A 14,834-nucleotide genomic window follows, 5' to 3' on the forward strand; every position below is an offset into this window, starting at 1 on the left:
GCGCTTACTTGAGCAAGCGCCAGCAGAACGGGTAACGATAATCCTGACCCTCGTTGGCCTTCACCCCGCCAATGATGGTCAGCACCAGGGCACCCACGCCCAGCACGCCGAGCAGCACGAAGCCGATCACCACCAGCATCAGCAGAATGCACACCAAAGCAGCGATGCTGACGGTGATCTGGAAGTTCAGCGCTTCCTTGCCCTGAGCATCGATGAACGGATCGGCGTCTTTTTTGATCTGCCAGAGAATCAGCGGACCGAACAGATTGCCGAACGGCACCAGCAGGCCCAAAAAAGCCGCGAAGTGGCACAGCATCGCCCACTGACGCGCGGGCTGACTGGGCGTTGGCAGCGGCATCTGGTTATCGGTCATATGGCTCTCCATGCGTGCAGTTGATCAATCGGCGAGGGCGGTGTTCTGCAGTTCGACCAGCTCGATCAGGCCCTTCTGCGCCAAGGCGAGCATGGCATTCAAGTCGGCGGGCTGGAATGGCGCGCCTTCGGCAGTGCCCTGGACTTCGATGAAACCACCGGCATCGGTCATCACCACGTTGAGATCGGTTTCGGCGGCGGAGTCTTCCAGATAATCCAGATCCAGCACCGGCTCACCCTGGTACATGCCTACCGATACCGCGGCGATCATCTGCTTGAGCGGGTCGCCACCTTTCAGGCCGCCACGCTTTTTGACCACACGCAGCGCATCGACCAGCGCCACCATTGCCCCGGTGATCGAGGCGGTACGGGTACCACCGTCGGCCTGGATCACGTCGCAGTCGACATACAAGGTGATTTCGCCAAGCTTGGACATATCCAGGGCGGCACGTAGCGAACGACCGATCAAACGCTGGATTTCCAAGGTGCGCCCGCCTTGCTTGCCACGGCTGGCCTCGCGCTGGTTACGCTCGCCGGTAGCACGCGGCAACATGCCGTACTCGGCAGTCAACCAACCCTGGCCTTGGCCCTTGAGAAAACGCGGCACGCCGTTTTCGACGCTGACCGTGCAGATCACTTTGGTATCGCCGAACTCGACCAACACCGAACCCTCGGCGTGCTTGGTGTAGTTGCGGGTGATAGAGATCGGGCGCAGCTGATCAGCGGCGCGGCCACTTGGACGTTTCATCGGGGTTACCTAGTAAAGGACGGGAATCTGCTCGGCATTATAGGGCGGCCCAGCCAGGGCGACACGGCAAATTGGAGCGGTGGGCGCTCTGCGCTACAATCCTGCGCCTTCCGTTCCGTCTTCCATTCGCGAGGTATTCCCCATGGTGCACAGCATGACGGCCTTCGCCCGCGTCGAGCGGGCTGGTAACCACGGCACCCTGAGCTGGGAACTGCGCTCGGTTAACCACCGCTATCTGGAGCCGCACCTGCGCCTGCCGGATGCCTTCCGTGATCTCGAGGGCGCGGTGCGCGAAGCGCTGCGCCAAGGCCTCTCGCGCGGCAAAGTGGAGTGCACCTTGCGTTTTGCCGAGGACAGCGCCGGCCAGGCGCTGCAAGTCGATCGCGAGCGCGCCGCGCAGATCGTCGCCGCCGCCGAGAGTGTCGCCGCCCTGATCAAGCAGCCCGCCGCCCTCAATCCCCTGGAAGTGCTGGCCTGGCCGGGCGTATTGGTGGCCGACTCCGCCGACCCGCAGGCGCTGAATAAAGCCGCCTTGGAACTCTTCGTACAGGCGCTCGACGAGCTGAAGGCCGGGCGCGCCCGCGAAGGCGCGGAATTGGCCAAACTACTCAGCGAGCGCCTGGATAGCATTGGCGCCGAAGTCGCCAATCTACGCGTCCTGGTGCCACAGATGCTCGCCGGTCAGCGGCAGAAGATTCTGGATCGCTTCACCGAGATGAAGGCTGAGCTGGATCCGCAACGCCTGGAACAAGAGCTCGTGTTGCTGGCACAGAAAAGCGACGTCGCCGAAGAGCTGGACCGCCTCAGCACCCACGTCAGCGAGGTGCGCCGGGTGCTCAAAGCCGGCGGCGCTGCAGGCCGGCGCCTGGACTTCCTGATGCAGGAACTCAATCGCGAAGCCAACACCCTCGGCTCGAAAGCCTTCGACCCACGCAGCACTCAGGCCGCGGTCAACCTCAAGGTGCTGATCGAACAAATGCGCGAACAAGTCCAGAACATCGAGTAAGGCAGACCCGCTATGAACGCCCCCACCGGCACGCTGTACATCATTTCCGCCCCTTCCGGCGCGGGCAAGACCAGCCTGGTCAAAGCCCTGATCGATACCGTTGCGCAAATCCGCGTCTCCGTTTCGCACACCACGCGCGCCATGCGCCCGGGTGAGGCGGACGGGGTCAACTACCACTTTGTCGACCATGCGGCCTTCCTCGGCATGCTCGAGCGCGGCGAGTTCCTTGAGCATGCGGAAGTCTTCGGCAATCTCTACGGCACCTCGCAGCGCTGGCTGGAGCAAACCCTCGGCGAAGGCTACGACCTGATTCTGGAGATCGACTGGCAAGGCGCCCAACAGGTGCGCAAGCTGATGCCGCAGTCGAAATCGATTTTCATCCTGCCGCCGACTCAGGAGGCGCTACGTCATCGCCTGACCAACCGCGGCCAGGACAGCAGCGACGTGATCGAGCGGCGGATGCGTGAAGCGGTCAGCGAGATGAGCCATTACGTCGAGTACGACTACGTGGTGATCAATGACGACTTCGCCCACGCGCTGACCGACTTGAAGGCGATTTTCCGCGCCAACCAACTGCATCAAAGTAGTCAGCAACAGCGCCACGCCGGCTTGCTGAGCGAGCTGCTGGCCTAACCAAAGGAGGGTGGAGGAAAATCCGCTCTTCCCTAAATGCTGGCTATTTTTTAGACTATCTAGTCCGCCCGCCCATTCGGGTACGGTTTTTTGCTCATTTATGTCGCTAGAGGAACACCATGGCCCGCGTTACCGTTGAAGACTGCCTGGACAACGTCGATAACCGCTTCGAGCTGGTCATGCTCGCCACCAAGCGTTCCCGTCAACTGGCCACCGGCGGCAAAGAGCCCAAGGTAGCTTGGGAAAACGACAAACCAACCGTCGTCGCCCTGCGTGAAATCGCGGCCGGCCTGGTTGATTACGATGTCATCGCCCAAGACGAAATCGTCGATGACGAACCGCTGTTCGGTAATTTCGAGGAAGAGGCCAACGAGGCCCTGTAAGCCTATGCCTGGTCGAAGTGTCGCGACGCAGGAGCCAAGTCGGCAAGGGGTGAACCCATGCCGAACATAGACGCCCTCGCCGATCAACTTTCGACCTACCTCGGCAATGACCAGGTCAATCTGGTCCGCCGCGCGTACTTCTACGCCGAACAAGCCCACGACGGCCAACGCCGTCGTAGCGGCGAAGCCTACGTCACCCATCCGCTGGCCGTTGCCAATATCCTCGCCGACATGCACATGGACCATCAGAGCCTGATGGCCGCGATGCTGCATGACGTCATCGAGGACACCGGCATCGCCAAGGAAGCCCTCAGCGCGCAGTTCGGCGAGACCGTCGCCGAGCTGGTCGACGGAGTCAGCAAGCTGACCCAGATGGACTTCCAGACCAAGGCCGAGGCGCAGGCCGAGAACTTCCAGAAGATGGCCATGGCCATGGCCCGCGACATCCGCGTGATTCTGGTCAAGCTCGCCGACCGCCTGCACAACATGCGCACCCTCGATGCCATGCCGCACGAGAAGAGCCGACGGATCGCCAAGGAAACCCTGGAGATCTACGCGCCGATCGCCAACCGCCTGGGCATGCACAGCATGCGCGTGGAGTTCGAAGACCTCGGCTTCAAGGCCATGCACCCGATGCGCTCGGCGCGCATCCGTGCTGCGGTGCGTGGCGCGCGCGGCAACCGCAAGGAAATCGTCAACAAGATCGAGGAATCGCTGACCCACTGCCTGACCCGCGAAGGCATGAGCGGCGAGGTGATCGGCCGCGAGAAGCACCTCTACAGCATCTACAAGAAGATGCGCGGCAAGCGCCGGGCGTTCAACGAGATCATGGACGTCTACGCCTTCCGCATCATCGTCGACAAAGTCGACACCTGCTACCGCGTGCTCGGCGCCGTGCACAACCTGTACAAGCCGCTGCCCGGGCGCTTCAAGGACTACATCGCGATCCCCAAGGCCAACGGCTACCAGTCGCTGCACACCACCCTGTTCGGCATGCACGGCGTGCCCATCGAGATCCAGATCCGCACCCGCGAGATGGAAGAGATGGCCAACCACGGCATCGCCGCGCACTGGCTGTACAAGTCCAGCGAGGACGACGCGCAGAAGGGCAACCACGCGCGCGCCCGCCAGTGGGTCAAGGGCATCCTCGAGCTGCAGCAACGCGCCGGCAACTCGCTGGAATTCATCGAGAGCGTGAAGATCGACCTGTTCCCCGACGAGGTCTACGTGTTCACGCCCAAGGGCCGGATCATGGAGCTGCCGAAAGGCTCCACCGCGGTCGACTTCGCCTATGCGGTGCACACCGACGTCGGCAACTCGTGCATCGCCTGCCGCATCAATCGGCGCCTGGCGCCACTGTCACAGGCCCTGGAAAGCGGTTCGACGGTGGAAATCGTCACCGCGCCGGGCGCCCGGCCGAACCCGGCCTGGCTGAATTTCGTGGTCACCGGCAAGGCGCGCACGCATATCCGTCATGCCCTCAAGCAGCAGCGCCGTTCGGAGTCGATCGCCCTCGGTGAACGACTGCTGAACAAAGTCCTCACCGGCTTTAGCAGTCATCTGGAAAAAATTCCCGCCGCCCGGGTGAAACTGGTGCTCGGCGAATACCATCTGGAAGTCATCGAAGACCTGCTCGAAGACATCGGCCTGGGCAACCGCATGGCCTATGTAGTCGCCCGTCGACTACTGGCCGATAGCGGCGAGCAATTGCCGGACAGCCAAGGGCCGCTGGCGATTCGCGGTACCGAAGGCCTGGTGATGAGCTATGCCAAGTGCTGTACGCCGATTCCGGGTGATCCGATCGTCGGCCACCTGTCGGCCGGCAAAGGCATGGTCGTGCACCTGGACACCTGCAAGAACATCAGTGAGATCCGCCACAGCCCGGAAAAATGCATCCAGCTGTCCTGGGCCAAAGATGTCACCGGCGAATTCAATGTCGAGCTGCGCGTCGAACTGGAGCACCAGCGCGGCCTGATCGCGCTGCTCGCCAGCAGCGTCAACGCTGCCGACGGCAACATCGAAAAAATCAGCATGGACGAGCGCGACGGCCGCATCAGCGTGGTCCAGTTGGTGGTCAGCGTGCATGACCGCGTGCATCTGGCTCGGGTGATCAAGAAACTCCGCGGCCTGATCGGCGTCATCCGCATCGCCCGCGCTCGCGCCTAGCCTCCCCCTTCTTCATGGCACCGCAGCGCCAACCGCTGCAGCGCCTTTTCCCGGCACCCCACAAGGAGTTCCCATGAGCAAGATCGTCATCACCAGCCCCAAGGCCCCTGCGGCAATCGGCACCTATTCCCAGGCCATTCGCGCCGGCAACACTGTCTATCTGTCCGGACAAATCCCGCTGAATCCGCAGACCATGGAACTGGTGGAAGGCTTTGAAGCGCAGACCGTGCAGGTGTTCGAGAACCTCAAAGCGGTGATCGAGGCTTCCGGCGGCTACATGAGCAACTTGGTCAAGCTGAACATTTTCCTCACCGACCTCTCCCACTTCGCCACCGTCAACGACGTCATGAGCCGCTATTTCGAGCAGCCGTACCCGGCTCGTGCGGCCATCGGCGTGGCCGCTCTACCGCGCGGCGCACAGGTGGAAATGGACGGCATTCTGGTTCTCGAGTAAGCCTTTGGGCGGAGCCCGTGCTCCGCCCTTTCTCGCATCGACAAGGATTGGGTTATGCGTCATCTCTGCGCGCTGCTGCTTAGCGCCACCTTGCTCGGCGGCTGCGCCAGCGCCCCGCAAGACCCCAGCGGCATCTGGATCAACCAGGCCGCTATCGACGACGCCGCCGAGGGCGGCCCGTTACGCGAGGCGCTGCTCGCCTACGGCCCCAATCTGGAATGGCAGATCGACACACAGCGTCAGGTAGCAATCGCCAGCAACGGCTTCGAACTCGATGAGGGCCAACTGCACGGCGATCCAGCCAGCGGCTGGCAAGTCGATTTCTATGGCGACTTCCATGAGCGCCTGAACCTCGAAGACGACCAGCTGGTCCAGGTCCAAAGCGCCTCCAGCCCGCAACAGCGCTTCGTGCGCGCCACCCGCGTCGTCGCGCCGAACGCGCCGCAAGGCAGCAGCTTCGAGCACAGTCTGTACGCCGCCTACCTCGGCGGCACCTGGACGATCACCGAAGGTTCCGGCCGGGATGGCTTGGTGCGCTTTCATCCCGACGGTCAGGTTGAAGGCCTGCCCGGTGCAGACCGCTACGCGTTGTGCCTGGCCGGCGATTGCGCAGCCATGAGCGGCGCGCACGATGGCATCTGGCTGCAACTCGGCGAGCAGGGCCGCTCCTGGTTGTTTGAACGCGAAGGTGCCGATCTGCGGGTCTTCGAAGCCCTCAATCAGGCGGCCGCCAATGAAATGCCTGACTACCGCCCCGGCCAGCTGGTCTGGCGCCTGCACCGCAACTGAACCGCAGCAGCGGCAAAAGGGCCACGCCCGCACGCTTTGGCTGACCTGACGCCGCCGCACCCGTGCCAGCGGCGTCGGCATCCACCTCGCTTCACTGCTCCGCGAGCAGCGCCGCATAGCCTTCCCGGTAGCTCGGATAACTGGGCGCCCAGCCCAATGCGCGGGCGCAGGCATTGCTACAGCGCTTACTGCCCGTGCGCCGGATACTCGCCGCCTGCGCCTCTTCGCTGACGCCGAGCTGTGCGCGCAACCAAGCGACCACCTCGTGCAGCGGCGCCGGCGCATCGTCCACGCCGAGATAGATATCCTGCAACGCCACCCCGCGCGCATCGGCGCTCAACAAGAAGGCCAACAAGCCGGCGGCATCGTCGGCGTGGATGCGGTTGGCATACAGCGGTGGCTCGCTGGCCACGCGATAGCCCTGGCGCACCTGATTGAGCAGCCAGTTGCGCCCTGGCCCGTAGATCCCGGTCAGGCGCAGCACGCTGGCTGGGATGCCGCTATCGAGTGCCAGCTGCTCGGCTTCGCGCATGATCACCGCGGAAAAGTCAGCGGCCGTCGCCGGCGACCCTTCATCCACCCACTCGCCCAACTGCTGGCCATACACGCCACTGCTGGAGACGAACAGCAGGCGCTGCGGACGTTGCCCGTGCTCAGCCAGCCAGGCGAGGACATGCGCCAGGCCATCGACATACGCGCGCCGGTAACCGGCCTCGTCGTGGCCGCTGGCGGCCGCGCAATACACCAGGTAGTCGATAGGCCCAGCCGGCCAGCTATCTGGACAGCGCGCTTCAGCCAGATCAGCGGTCACCGGCAACACACCCGCCGGCAGCGCCGTTATCTCGCGGCGCAGGCCGTGCACTGTCCAGCCTTGATTCAAGAGCCGTACGGCTAGCCGGCCGCCGACATCGCCGCAACCGGCAATCAACACACAGGGTTGTTTCGCCATAAACCACTCCGCGACGCCTGTCGCCTTCATCAAGTAAGGAAAAATACCCATATCGCTGAACCGTGGAGAAATTCTGCACACCGCCTGTCGAGCCCTTAAAACGCTTTAGCACGGGGGCTGGCAATCGGATCGGGGAGAAAAACCGCTGCAAAAAGATACTGTATTACTTTTGTTAACAAGAATTACTTGCAATAATACCGGCCCTTTTGCCATTCCGCCTCGCCGGCGCGATGGCCAAGCCGTCTATTTCTCTCAGGTCCGGCCAGCATGAACTCAATCCAATCCATCGCCCAGCCTCTCCGCCTTCAGCGCCAGTCGCGCCTTCGCAGCGGTGTCGTCGCGGTGCTGCTCAGCGTATTTCTGACCCCACTGGCGTTCGCTGACGAAGCCACCTCCGCCATCCCGGCCACCATCCCAGCCGTCAGCGCCACGAGTGCTGCGCCGACCGAGCCGGCGACCGCGCCCCTGGCCAGCGACCCGAGCACTCCCGACGCCGCCATGGCCGCCGCCGAGCAGCAGGAAGTGGTCGCCGCGGAACAGGCGCTGGCTCATGATCTGTCGCCCTGGGGCATGTACCAGAACGCCGACATCGTGGTGAAACTGGTGATGATCGGCCTGGCGCTCGCCTCGGTCGCGACCTGGACCATCTGGATCGGCAAAGGCTTCGAATTGCTGCGCGCCAAGCGCCGTCTGTACCGCGAACTGCGGACGCTGAAACAGGCCCGCACGCTCAGGGAAGCCGGCGAGAGCGCCAATGAGCCCGGCAGTCTGGCCCATCTGCTGATTCAAGATGCGCTCGAAGAAGTGAAGTTGTCCGCCAATACCCGCGAGAAAGAAGGCATCAAGGAACGCGTCAGCTTCCGCCTCGAACGCCTGGTCGCCGCCAGCGGTCGCAACATGAGTCAGGGTACCGGCGTGCTCGCCACCATCGGCTCGACCGCGCCCTTCGTCGGCCTGTTCGGTACCGTCTGGGGGATCATGAACAGCTTCATCGGCATCGCCAAATCGCAAACCACCAACCTGGCCGTCGTTGCCCCAGGCATCGCCGAAGCCTTGCTGGCAACCGCGCTAGGCCTGGTCGCGGCAATTCCGGCGGTAGTCATCTACAACGTCTTTGCCCGCTCCATCACCGGCTACAAGGCCCAGGTGGCAGATGCCTCGGCCCAGGTGCTGCTGCTGGTCAGCCGCGATCTCGACCAATTGCCGGCCGAGCGCGGACAGAGTCAGCCACACGTGGTGAAGATGGGGTAAACCATGGGACTGCATCTGAATGATGGGGGCGATGATCTCGTCGAATCCCACGAAATCAACGTCACGCCCTTTATCGACGTCATGTTGGTGCTGCTGATCATCTTCATGGTCGCCGCGCCACTCGCCACCGTCGACATCAAGGTCGATCTGCCGGCCTCCACCGCCAAACCGACGCCGCGCCCGGACAAACCGATCTACCTGAGCATCAAGGACGATAGCAGCCTGTTTCTCGATAATGTCCAGGTCGACAAAGCGCAGCTGGGCAGCGTGCTGGACAAGCTGACCAACGCCGACAAGGAGAAAACCATCTTCGTGCGCGGCGACAAGGAAGTGAACTACGCCAACCTGATGGAAGCCATGGATGCCCTGCGCGGCGCCGGTTATCTGAAAATTGGCCTGGTCGGGCTCGAGACGGTCGGCCAGCAATGAGCGAACGTTTACACAAGCTGTCGCGCTATGGCGTCAGCCTGATAGTCGTGCTCGCCTTGCACTTCGGCCTGGCGCTGTGGGCGCTGTACTGGCACCCACAAGCCGCGCCCGTCGAGTTGCCGCCGGCGGCCATGCTCATCGAGCTGGAGCCGCTGCCGCCGGCTGCGCCCAAGCCCGCGCCACCTCCGCCACCGGAAGTGGTCGAGCCCGAACCGCAGCCCAAGCTGATCGAAGCGCCGAAGCCCAAGCTGGCCCTCACGCCGCCCAAACCCAAGCCGAAACCCAAGCCACCGACGCCCAAACCGCCGAAACCGGTCGAGCCCAAGCCGCAGCCGGAACAGCCACCGCAAGATACGCCGCCGGCCCCAGCCGCGGAAACCGACAGCAAGCCAGCAGCCCAGCAGTTGGCTGCGGTGAGCGCGCCCTCGCAAGCCAAGGTGACCTGGCAGAGCAAGCTGCTCGCCCACCTGGCTCGCTACAAGCGCTATCCCGACGATGCCCGCCGCCGCGGCTTCGAGGGCACTACGCGGGTGCGCTTCAGCGTCGATGGCAACGGCAATGTGCTGGCCGTCGAGTTGGCCGGCACCTCCGGCAGCGCGTCGCTGGATCGCGCTACCCTGGCAATGATTCGCCGCGCCCAGCCGCTGCCCAAGCCACCGGCCGAGCTGCTCGATGGTAATAGCCTGGAAGTCGTCGCGCCCTTCGTTTATTCGCTGGATCGACGCCGCTGATCGCTGCGCCCCGTCGCTGGGGCGCAGACACTAGGGCCTGTTAACGCTACTGACACGGCCGCGCCGGAGCCTGTTTTTGCGCGAGGCAAGGCGCGAGATGCAAGGTTTGGCATTCCAAATAAGCATCGAGAAACGCAGCATCGCGCAAAAACAGGCCCGTCCCGCAGGGTTGCGCGGGAAATGGCCCCCGCTGTCGTTGCAGGACTTGCCAAGGGAATGACCATTACCTGCGTCCTGCGCCTAACCGGGGGCCATTTCTCGCTGCAACGCGGCTCGCGTCAGTAGCGTTAGCAGGCCCTAATCCGCCTGTTGGTTCCCTAGAGTGCAACCGCTATGATTGCAGGCACTCTCATGGAATTTACCTATGACCCTCACCGAACTGCGCTACATCGTCACCCTGGCCCAGGAACAGCATTTCGGTCGTGCCGCCGAACGCTGTCACGTCAGCCAGCCGACCCTGTCGGTGGGGGTGAAAAAGCTCGAAGACGAGCTCGGCGTGCTGATTTTCGAACGCAGCAAGAGTGCAGTGCGCATCACTCCGGTCGGTGAAGGCATCATCATTCAGGCACAGAAGGTGCTTGAGCAGGCGCAAGGCATCCGTGAACTGGCCCAGGCCGGCAAGAACCAGCTGGCCGCGCCCCTCAAGGTCGGCGCCATCTATACCGTCGGCCCGTACCTGTTCCCGCATCTGATTCCGCAGCTGCACCGTGTCGCTCCGCAGATGCCGTTGTACATCGAAGAGAACTTCACCCACGTGCTGCGCGACAAGCTGCGCAACGGCGAGCTGGACGCGATCATCATCGCCCTGCCGTTCCAGGAAGCCGACGTGTTGACCATGACGCTGTATGACGAGCCGTTCCAGGTGTTGCTACCCGCCGGCCACCCCTGGGGCCAGAAGGAGACCATCGACAGCGCGCAGCTCAACGACAAGAGCCTGCTGCTGCTCGGCGAGGGCCACTGCTTCCGCGACCAGGTGCTGGAAGCCTGCCCGACCCTGCGCAAGCACGGTGACGAAGGCAACCAGCACACCACCGTGGAATCCAGCTCGCTGGAAACCATCCGCCACATGGTCGCCTCCGGCATGGGCATCTCGATCCTGCCGCTGTCGGCAGTGGACAGCCACCACTACGCACCGGGCATCTTCGAGGTGCGCCCGTTGACCGCGCCGGTGCCGTTTCGCACGGTGGCCATCGCCTGGCGCGCCAGCTTCCCGCGGCCCAAGGCCATCGAAGTATTGGCCGACTCGATCCGCCTGTGCTCGGTAGCTGCCCGTCCGCAGGATGTAGCCCTGCCCGCATGACCGAGTTGGCGCAGATTTCGGTCACCGCCCTCAAGGGCGTTGGCGCGGCGTTGGCGGAAAAGCTCGCCAAGGTCGGCCTGGAAACCCTGCAGGATGTGCTGTTCCATCTGCCACTGCGCTACCAGGATCGCACCCGCATCGTGCCAATCGGCGCCTTGCGCCCCGGCCAGGACGCGGTGATCGAAGGCGTGGTAGCCGGCGCCGACGTGGTCATGGGCCGCCGCCGCAGCCTGCTGGTGCGCCTGCAGGACGGCAGCGGCACGCTCAGCCTGCGCTTCTACCACTTCAGCCAAGCGCAGAAAGACAACCTCAAGCGCGGCACGCAGCTACGCTGCTATGGCGAAGCGCGTCCCGGCGCGTCGGGGCTGGAGATCTACCATCCGGAATACCGCGCGCTCAACGATGGCGACGCCACCCCCGTCGAGCAGACCCTGACGCCCATCTACCCGACTACCGAAGGCCTCACCCAGCAGCGCCTGCGCCAGCTCAGCAGCCAGGCGCTGGCGCGTCTCGGGCCGAACAGCTTGCCCGACTGGCTGCCAGCCGAACTGGCCCGCGATTACCACCTCGGCCCACTCGACGAAGCCCTGCGCTACCTGCACCGACCACCGCCGGATGCCGATCTGGAGGAGTTGGCCGAGGGCCGCCATTGGGCCCAGCACCGCCTGGCCTTCGAGGAATTATTGACCCATCAGCTGTCGCTGCAACGTCTGCGCGAATCGGTGCGCGCCCAGCAAGCGCCGCGCTTACCGCTGGCCACGCGCCTGCCGCAGCAGTTCCTGCTCAATCTTGGCTTTCAGCCGACCGGCGCGCAGCACCGGGTCGGTGCGGAAATCGCCTACGACCTCAGCCAGGACGAACCGATGCTGCGCCTGGTGCAGGGTGATGTCGGCGCCGGCAAGACGGTGGTCGCCGCACTCGCCGCGCTACAGGCCTTAGAGGCCGGTTATCAGGTCGCGCTGATGGCGCCGACCGAGATTCTCGCCGAGCAGCACTTCCTGAATTTCTCGCGCTGGCTCGAACCGCTGGGCATCGAGGTCGCCTGGTTGGCCGGCAAGCTCAAGGGCAAGGCCCGCACCGCAGCGCTGGAGCGCATCGCCGCCGGTACGCCGATGGTGGTTGGCACCCATGCGCTGTTCCAGGAGGAAGTGCGCTTCGCGCGCCTAGCCCTGGCGATCATCGACGAGCAGCACCGCTTCGGCGTGCAACAACGCCTGGCTCTGCGCCAGAAGGGTATCGACGGTCGGCAATGCCCGCACCAGCTGATCATGACCGCCACGCCCATTCCGCGGACCCTGGCGATGAGCGCCTATGCCGACCTGGACACCTCGATCCTCGACGAACTGCCGCCCGGCCGCACGCCGGTGAATACCCTGGTGATCGCCGATAGCCGCCGCCTGGAAGTGATCGAACGGGTGCGCCTGGCCTGCCGCGAAGGCCGCCAGGCCTATTGGGTGTGCACGCTGATCGAGGAGTCCGAAGAACTTACCTGCCAAGCCGCCGAGACCACCTACGAGGACTTGTCCGCCGCCCTCGACGGCCTGCGCGTGGGTCTCATCCACGGGCGCATGAAGCCGGCCGAGAAGGCTGCGGTGATGGATGAGTTCAAGCAGGGACACCTGCAACTGCTGGTCGCCACCACGGTGATCGAGGTCGGCGTCGATGTGCCCAATGCCAGCCTGATGATCATCGAAAACCCCGAGCGTCTCGGGCTGGCCCAGCTGCATCAGCTGCGTGGCCGGGTCGGGCGTGGCAGCGCCGCCAGTCACTGCGTGCTGCTTTATCATCCGCCGCTGTCGCAACTGGGCCGCGAACGCCTGGGCATCATGCGCGAGACCTGCGACGGCTTCTTGATCGCCGAAAAGGATCTGGAACTGCGCGGCCCCGGTGAGATGCTCGGCACCCGCCAGACCGGCCTGTTGCAGTTCAAGGTCGCCGATCTGATGCGCGACGCCGACCTGCTACCGGCCGTGCGCGACGCTGCTCAGGCGCTACTGGCACGCTGGCCGCAGCATGTCAGCCCACTGCTGGAACGCTGGCTGCGCCATGGCCAGCAATATGGCCAAGTATGATCACTCCGCCACGCTGGCCGCTGGAAAGCCCCAGCGTTATGCTCACGACCACTGATCCGCAGCCGGAACGCCCTACATGACTGAAGTCGCTCACGCCACCGACCCCACGCCGCAGGCGCCAGCCGTGATTCTTCAACAGTTGGAGAAGCTTGGCGTACTGTACCAGGTGCGTCACGAGCAGCCGAGGCTGGCAGTCGCGCGGCGGGTCCAAGCGGTGCTGCTCGAAGATGCGGTCGGCACCCTGTTGGTGCTCTATCCGCAGAGTCAGCTGCTCGATCTGAACCGCCTGGCGGAACTGACCGGACGCACGCTGGTAGCAGTCAAACCGGATCGCCAGGAGCACCTGCTCGCCAAATACAAGCTTGAGCGTTTGCCGGCGCTACCACCGCTGCTCGGCGTACCCTGCCTGTATGACGAGCGCCTGCTGCAGGAAGCGCAGTTGCTGATCGAATCCGGGCAACCAGGGGTGCTGCTGGAAATCGCCAGCGAGACGTTCCGCGGTCTGCTGAGTAACGCCAGTACCGCGCGTTTCGGCGAACCGCTGGAGAGCATCCGTCGCAACCTCGATCGTCCGCATGACGACCGCAACGAAATCAACCAGGCGGTGCAGGCCTTCACCGCGCGCCGCATTCAGCAACGCCTGGAAGAAACCATCGAGATTCCACCCCTGCCGGAAACCGCCCAGCGCATCATCAAGCTGCGCGTCGACCCCAACGCCACCGTGGACGACATCACCGGTGTGGTAGAAACCGACCCGGCGCTCGCCGCGCAAGTGGTCAGCTGGGCTGCCTCACCCTACTACGCGGCGCCCGGCAAGATCCGCTCGGTGGAAGACGCCATCGTCCGCGTGCTCGGTTTCGATCTGGTGATCAACCTGGCCTTGGGCTTGGCGCTGGGCAAGACCCTCAACCTGCCCAAGGATCACCCGCAACAGGACACCCCTTACTGGCAGCAGGCGATTTACTCCGCCGCGCTGATCGAAGGCCTGACCCGCGCCATGCCACGTGCGCTGCGCCCGGAAAGCGGTCTGACCTATCTCGCCGGACTCCTGCACAACTTCGGCTACCTGGTCCTGGCCCATGTGTTCCCGCCACACTTCTCGCTGATCTGCCGGCATGTGGAGGTCAACCCGCATGTGTCGCACAGTTACATCGAGCAGTACCTGCTGGGCATCAGCCGCGAACAGATCGGCGCCTGGCTGATGCGCCACTGGGACATGCCGGAAGAACTGGCCTGCGCCTTGCGCTTTCAGCACGACCCGGATTACCGCGGCCCGCAATCCGCCTACCCGAATCTGGTCTGTCTGACCGTCAGCCTGCTGCGTAACCGTGGGATCGGCAGCGGCCCGCAACTGCCAATCCCGGACAGCCTGTATGAGGACCTCGGCATCAGCCGCGAGAAGGCCGAGGAAGCCTTGGACAAAGTGCAGAACGCCGAAACCGCGCTGCGCGAGCTGGCCAGCCAGCACCAGCACTTCCACGTGCATTGAGCCCACCGCTCAGCGCCAACAAAAACGCCGCTTACCAGCCTGGTAAGCGGCGCTTTTTATTG

At 64.0% G+C, this 14,834-nt stretch carries 15 protein-coding genes; 12 read left to right on the forward strand and 3 right to left on the reverse strand.

Going from position 1 to position 14,834, the window contains the following annotated elements; translation table 11 throughout:
• Nucleotides 1-4 precede the first annotated feature (4 nt).
• Together NVV93_RS19465 and rph are read right to left on the reverse strand one after the other, a co-directional pair.
• The gene (locus NVV93_RS19465) at nt 5-373 is read right to left on the reverse strand and encodes a DUF4870 domain-containing protein (RefSeq protein ID WP_258252296.1); all 369 of its coding nucleotides are present in this window, start codon (nt 371-373) and stop codon (nt 5-7) included.
• A 24-nt stretch (nt 374-397) separates the two neighbouring features.
• The gene (gene rph, locus NVV93_RS19470) at nt 398-1,120 is read right to left on the reverse strand and encodes a ribonuclease PH (RefSeq protein ID WP_258252297.1); all 723 of its coding nucleotides are present in this window, start codon (nt 1,118-1,120) and stop codon (nt 398-400) included.
• A gap of 142 nt (nt 1,121-1,262) precedes the next feature.
• Here rph and NVV93_RS19475 point away from each other — a divergent pair, with 142 nt between their 5' ends.
• From NVV93_RS19475 to NVV93_RS19500, 6 genes are all read left to right on the forward strand, one after another.
• The gene (locus NVV93_RS19475; RefSeq protein ID WP_258252298.1) at nt 1,263-2,126 is read left to right on the forward strand and encodes a YicC/YloC family endoribonuclease; all 864 of its coding nucleotides are present in this window, start codon (nt 1,263-1,265) and stop codon (nt 2,124-2,126) included.
• 12 nt (nt 2,127-2,138) lie between these two features.
• Nucleotides 2,139-2,759 (forward strand): guanylate kinase, encoded by a 621-nt coding sequence (gmk, locus tag NVV93_RS19480; RefSeq protein WP_258252299.1) that lies wholly within the window; start codon nt 2,139-2,141, stop codon nt 2,757-2,759.
• Nucleotides 2,760-2,878: 119 nt separating this feature from the next.
• Nucleotides 2,879-3,142 carry a DNA-directed RNA polymerase subunit omega gene (rpoZ, locus tag NVV93_RS19485; protein ID WP_258252300.1) on the forward strand — a complete coding sequence of 88 codons (264 nt, stop codon included), beginning with the start codon at nt 2,879-2,881 and terminating at the stop codon, nt 3,140-3,142.
• 57 nt (nt 3,143-3,199) lie between these two features.
• On the forward strand, nt 3,200-5,308 hold the full coding sequence (gene spoT / locus NVV93_RS19490; protein WP_258252301.1) for a bifunctional GTP diphosphokinase/guanosine-3',5'-bis pyrophosphate 3'-pyrophosphohydrolase: 2,109 nt from the start codon (nt 3,200-3,202) through the stop codon (nt 5,306-5,308).
• A 73-nt stretch (nt 5,309-5,381) separates the two neighbouring features.
• Nucleotides 5,382-5,762, forward strand: a complete 381-nt coding sequence (locus tag NVV93_RS19495; protein WP_258252302.1) for a RidA family protein — start codon at nt 5,382-5,384, stop codon at nt 5,760-5,762.
• 54 nt (nt 5,763-5,816) lie between these two features.
• A complete protein-coding gene (locus NVV93_RS19500) occupies nt 5,817-6,551 on the forward strand; it encodes a hypothetical protein (protein WP_258252303.1) in 735 nt (244 codons plus the stop codon).
• A 91-nt stretch (nt 6,552-6,642) separates the two neighbouring features.
• Here the strand turns inward: NVV93_RS19500 and NVV93_RS19505 are convergent, their stop codons facing one another.
• Nucleotides 6,643-7,500, reverse strand: coding sequence for an SDR family oxidoreductase (locus NVV93_RS19505; protein ID WP_258252304.1), 858 nt, complete (start codon nt 7,498-7,500; stop codon nt 6,643-6,645).
• A gap of 267 nt (nt 7,501-7,767) precedes the next feature.
• Between NVV93_RS19505 and exbB the strand changes: the two genes are divergently transcribed.
• The 6 genes from exbB to NVV93_RS19535 all read left to right on the forward strand — a co-directional run bounded on the left by exbB (nt 7,768) and on the right by NVV93_RS19535 (nt 14,772).
• Entirely contained in the window at nt 7,768-8,751 is a 984-nt protein-coding gene (exbB, locus tag NVV93_RS19510) for a tonB-system energizer ExbB (protein WP_258252305.1), read from the forward strand.
• Nucleotides 8,752-8,754: 3 nt separating this feature from the next.
• Nucleotides 8,755-9,180 carry a TonB system transport protein ExbD gene (gene exbD, locus NVV93_RS19515; RefSeq protein ID WP_258252306.1) on the forward strand — a complete coding sequence of 142 codons (426 nt, stop codon included), beginning with the start codon at nt 8,755-8,757 and terminating at the stop codon, nt 9,178-9,180.
• On the forward strand, nt 9,177-9,911 hold the full coding sequence (locus tag NVV93_RS19520; protein ID WP_258252307.1) for an energy transducer TonB: 735 nt from the start codon (nt 9,177-9,179) through the stop codon (nt 9,909-9,911). The genes exbD and NVV93_RS19520 overlap by 4 nt, the downstream gene beginning before the upstream one ends.
• A gap of 364 nt (nt 9,912-10,275) precedes the next feature.
• A complete protein-coding gene (locus NVV93_RS19525) occupies nt 10,276-11,211 on the forward strand; it encodes a hydrogen peroxide-inducible genes activator (RefSeq protein WP_258252308.1) in 936 nt (311 codons plus the stop codon).
• Nucleotides 11,208-13,283, forward strand: a complete 2,076-nt coding sequence (gene recG / locus NVV93_RS19530) for an ATP-dependent DNA helicase RecG (RefSeq protein ID WP_258252309.1) — start codon at nt 11,208-11,210, stop codon at nt 13,281-13,283. The genes NVV93_RS19525 and recG overlap by 4 nt, the downstream gene beginning before the upstream one ends.
• Nucleotides 13,284-13,359: 76 nt before the next feature.
• A complete protein-coding gene (locus tag NVV93_RS19535; protein ID WP_258252310.1) occupies nt 13,360-14,772 on the forward strand; it encodes an aminoacyl-tRNA deacylase and HDOD domain-containing protein in 1,413 nt (470 codons plus the stop codon).
• Nucleotides 14,773-14,834: the final 62 nt, after the last annotated feature.

Source organism: Pseudomonas sp. LS44, from assembly GCF_024730785.1.
GTDB lineage: Bacteria > Pseudomonadota > Gammaproteobacteria > Pseudomonadales > Pseudomonadaceae > Aquipseudomonas.

Excerpts from the sequence above, each read along its gene's own strand:
- NVV93_RS19525 (WP_258252308.1), top strand. The coding sequence starts at position 10,276 with ATGACCCTCACCGAACTGCGCTACATCGTCACCCTGGCCCAGGAACAG.
- recG (WP_258252309.1), top strand. The coding sequence starts at position 11,208 with ATGACCGAGTTGGCGCAGATTTCGGTCACCGCCCTCAAGGGCGTTGGC.
- spoT (WP_258252301.1), top strand. The coding sequence starts at position 3,200 with ATGCCGAACATAGACGCCCTCGCCGATCAACTTTCGACCTACCTCGGC.
- exbD (WP_258252306.1), top strand. The coding sequence starts at position 8,755 with ATGGGACTGCATCTGAATGATGGGGGCGATGATCTCGTCGAATCCCAC.
- NVV93_RS19465 (WP_258252296.1), bottom strand. The coding sequence starts at position 373 with ATGACCGATAACCAGATGCCGCTGCCAACGCCCAGTCAGCCCGCGCGT.
- rph (WP_258252297.1), bottom strand. The coding sequence starts at position 1,120 with ATGAAACGTCCAAGTGGCCGCGCCGCTGATCAGCTGCGCCCGATCTCT.
- NVV93_RS19520 (WP_258252307.1), top strand. The coding sequence starts at position 9,177 with ATGAGCGAACGTTTACACAAGCTGTCGCGCTATGGCGTCAGCCTGATA.
- exbB (WP_258252305.1), top strand. The coding sequence starts at position 7,768 with ATGAACTCAATCCAATCCATCGCCCAGCCTCTCCGCCTTCAGCGCCAG.
- NVV93_RS19495 (WP_258252302.1), top strand. The coding sequence starts at position 5,382 with ATGAGCAAGATCGTCATCACCAGCCCCAAGGCCCCTGCGGCAATCGGC.
- NVV93_RS19475 (WP_258252298.1), top strand. The coding sequence starts at position 1,263 with ATGGTGCACAGCATGACGGCCTTCGCCCGCGTCGAGCGGGCTGGTAAC.
- NVV93_RS19505 (WP_258252304.1), bottom strand. The coding sequence starts at position 7,500 with ATGGCGAAACAACCCTGTGTGTTGATTGCCGGTTGCGGCGATGTCGGC.
- NVV93_RS19535 (WP_258252310.1), top strand. The coding sequence starts at position 13,360 with ATGACTGAAGTCGCTCACGCCACCGACCCCACGCCGCAGGCGCCAGCC.
- NVV93_RS19500 (WP_258252303.1), top strand. The coding sequence starts at position 5,817 with ATGCGTCATCTCTGCGCGCTGCTGCTTAGCGCCACCTTGCTCGGCGGC.
- gmk (WP_258252299.1), top strand. The coding sequence starts at position 2,139 with ATGAACGCCCCCACCGGCACGCTGTACATCATTTCCGCCCCTTCCGGC.
- rpoZ (WP_258252300.1), top strand. The coding sequence starts at position 2,879 with ATGGCCCGCGTTACCGTTGAAGACTGCCTGGACAACGTCGATAACCGC.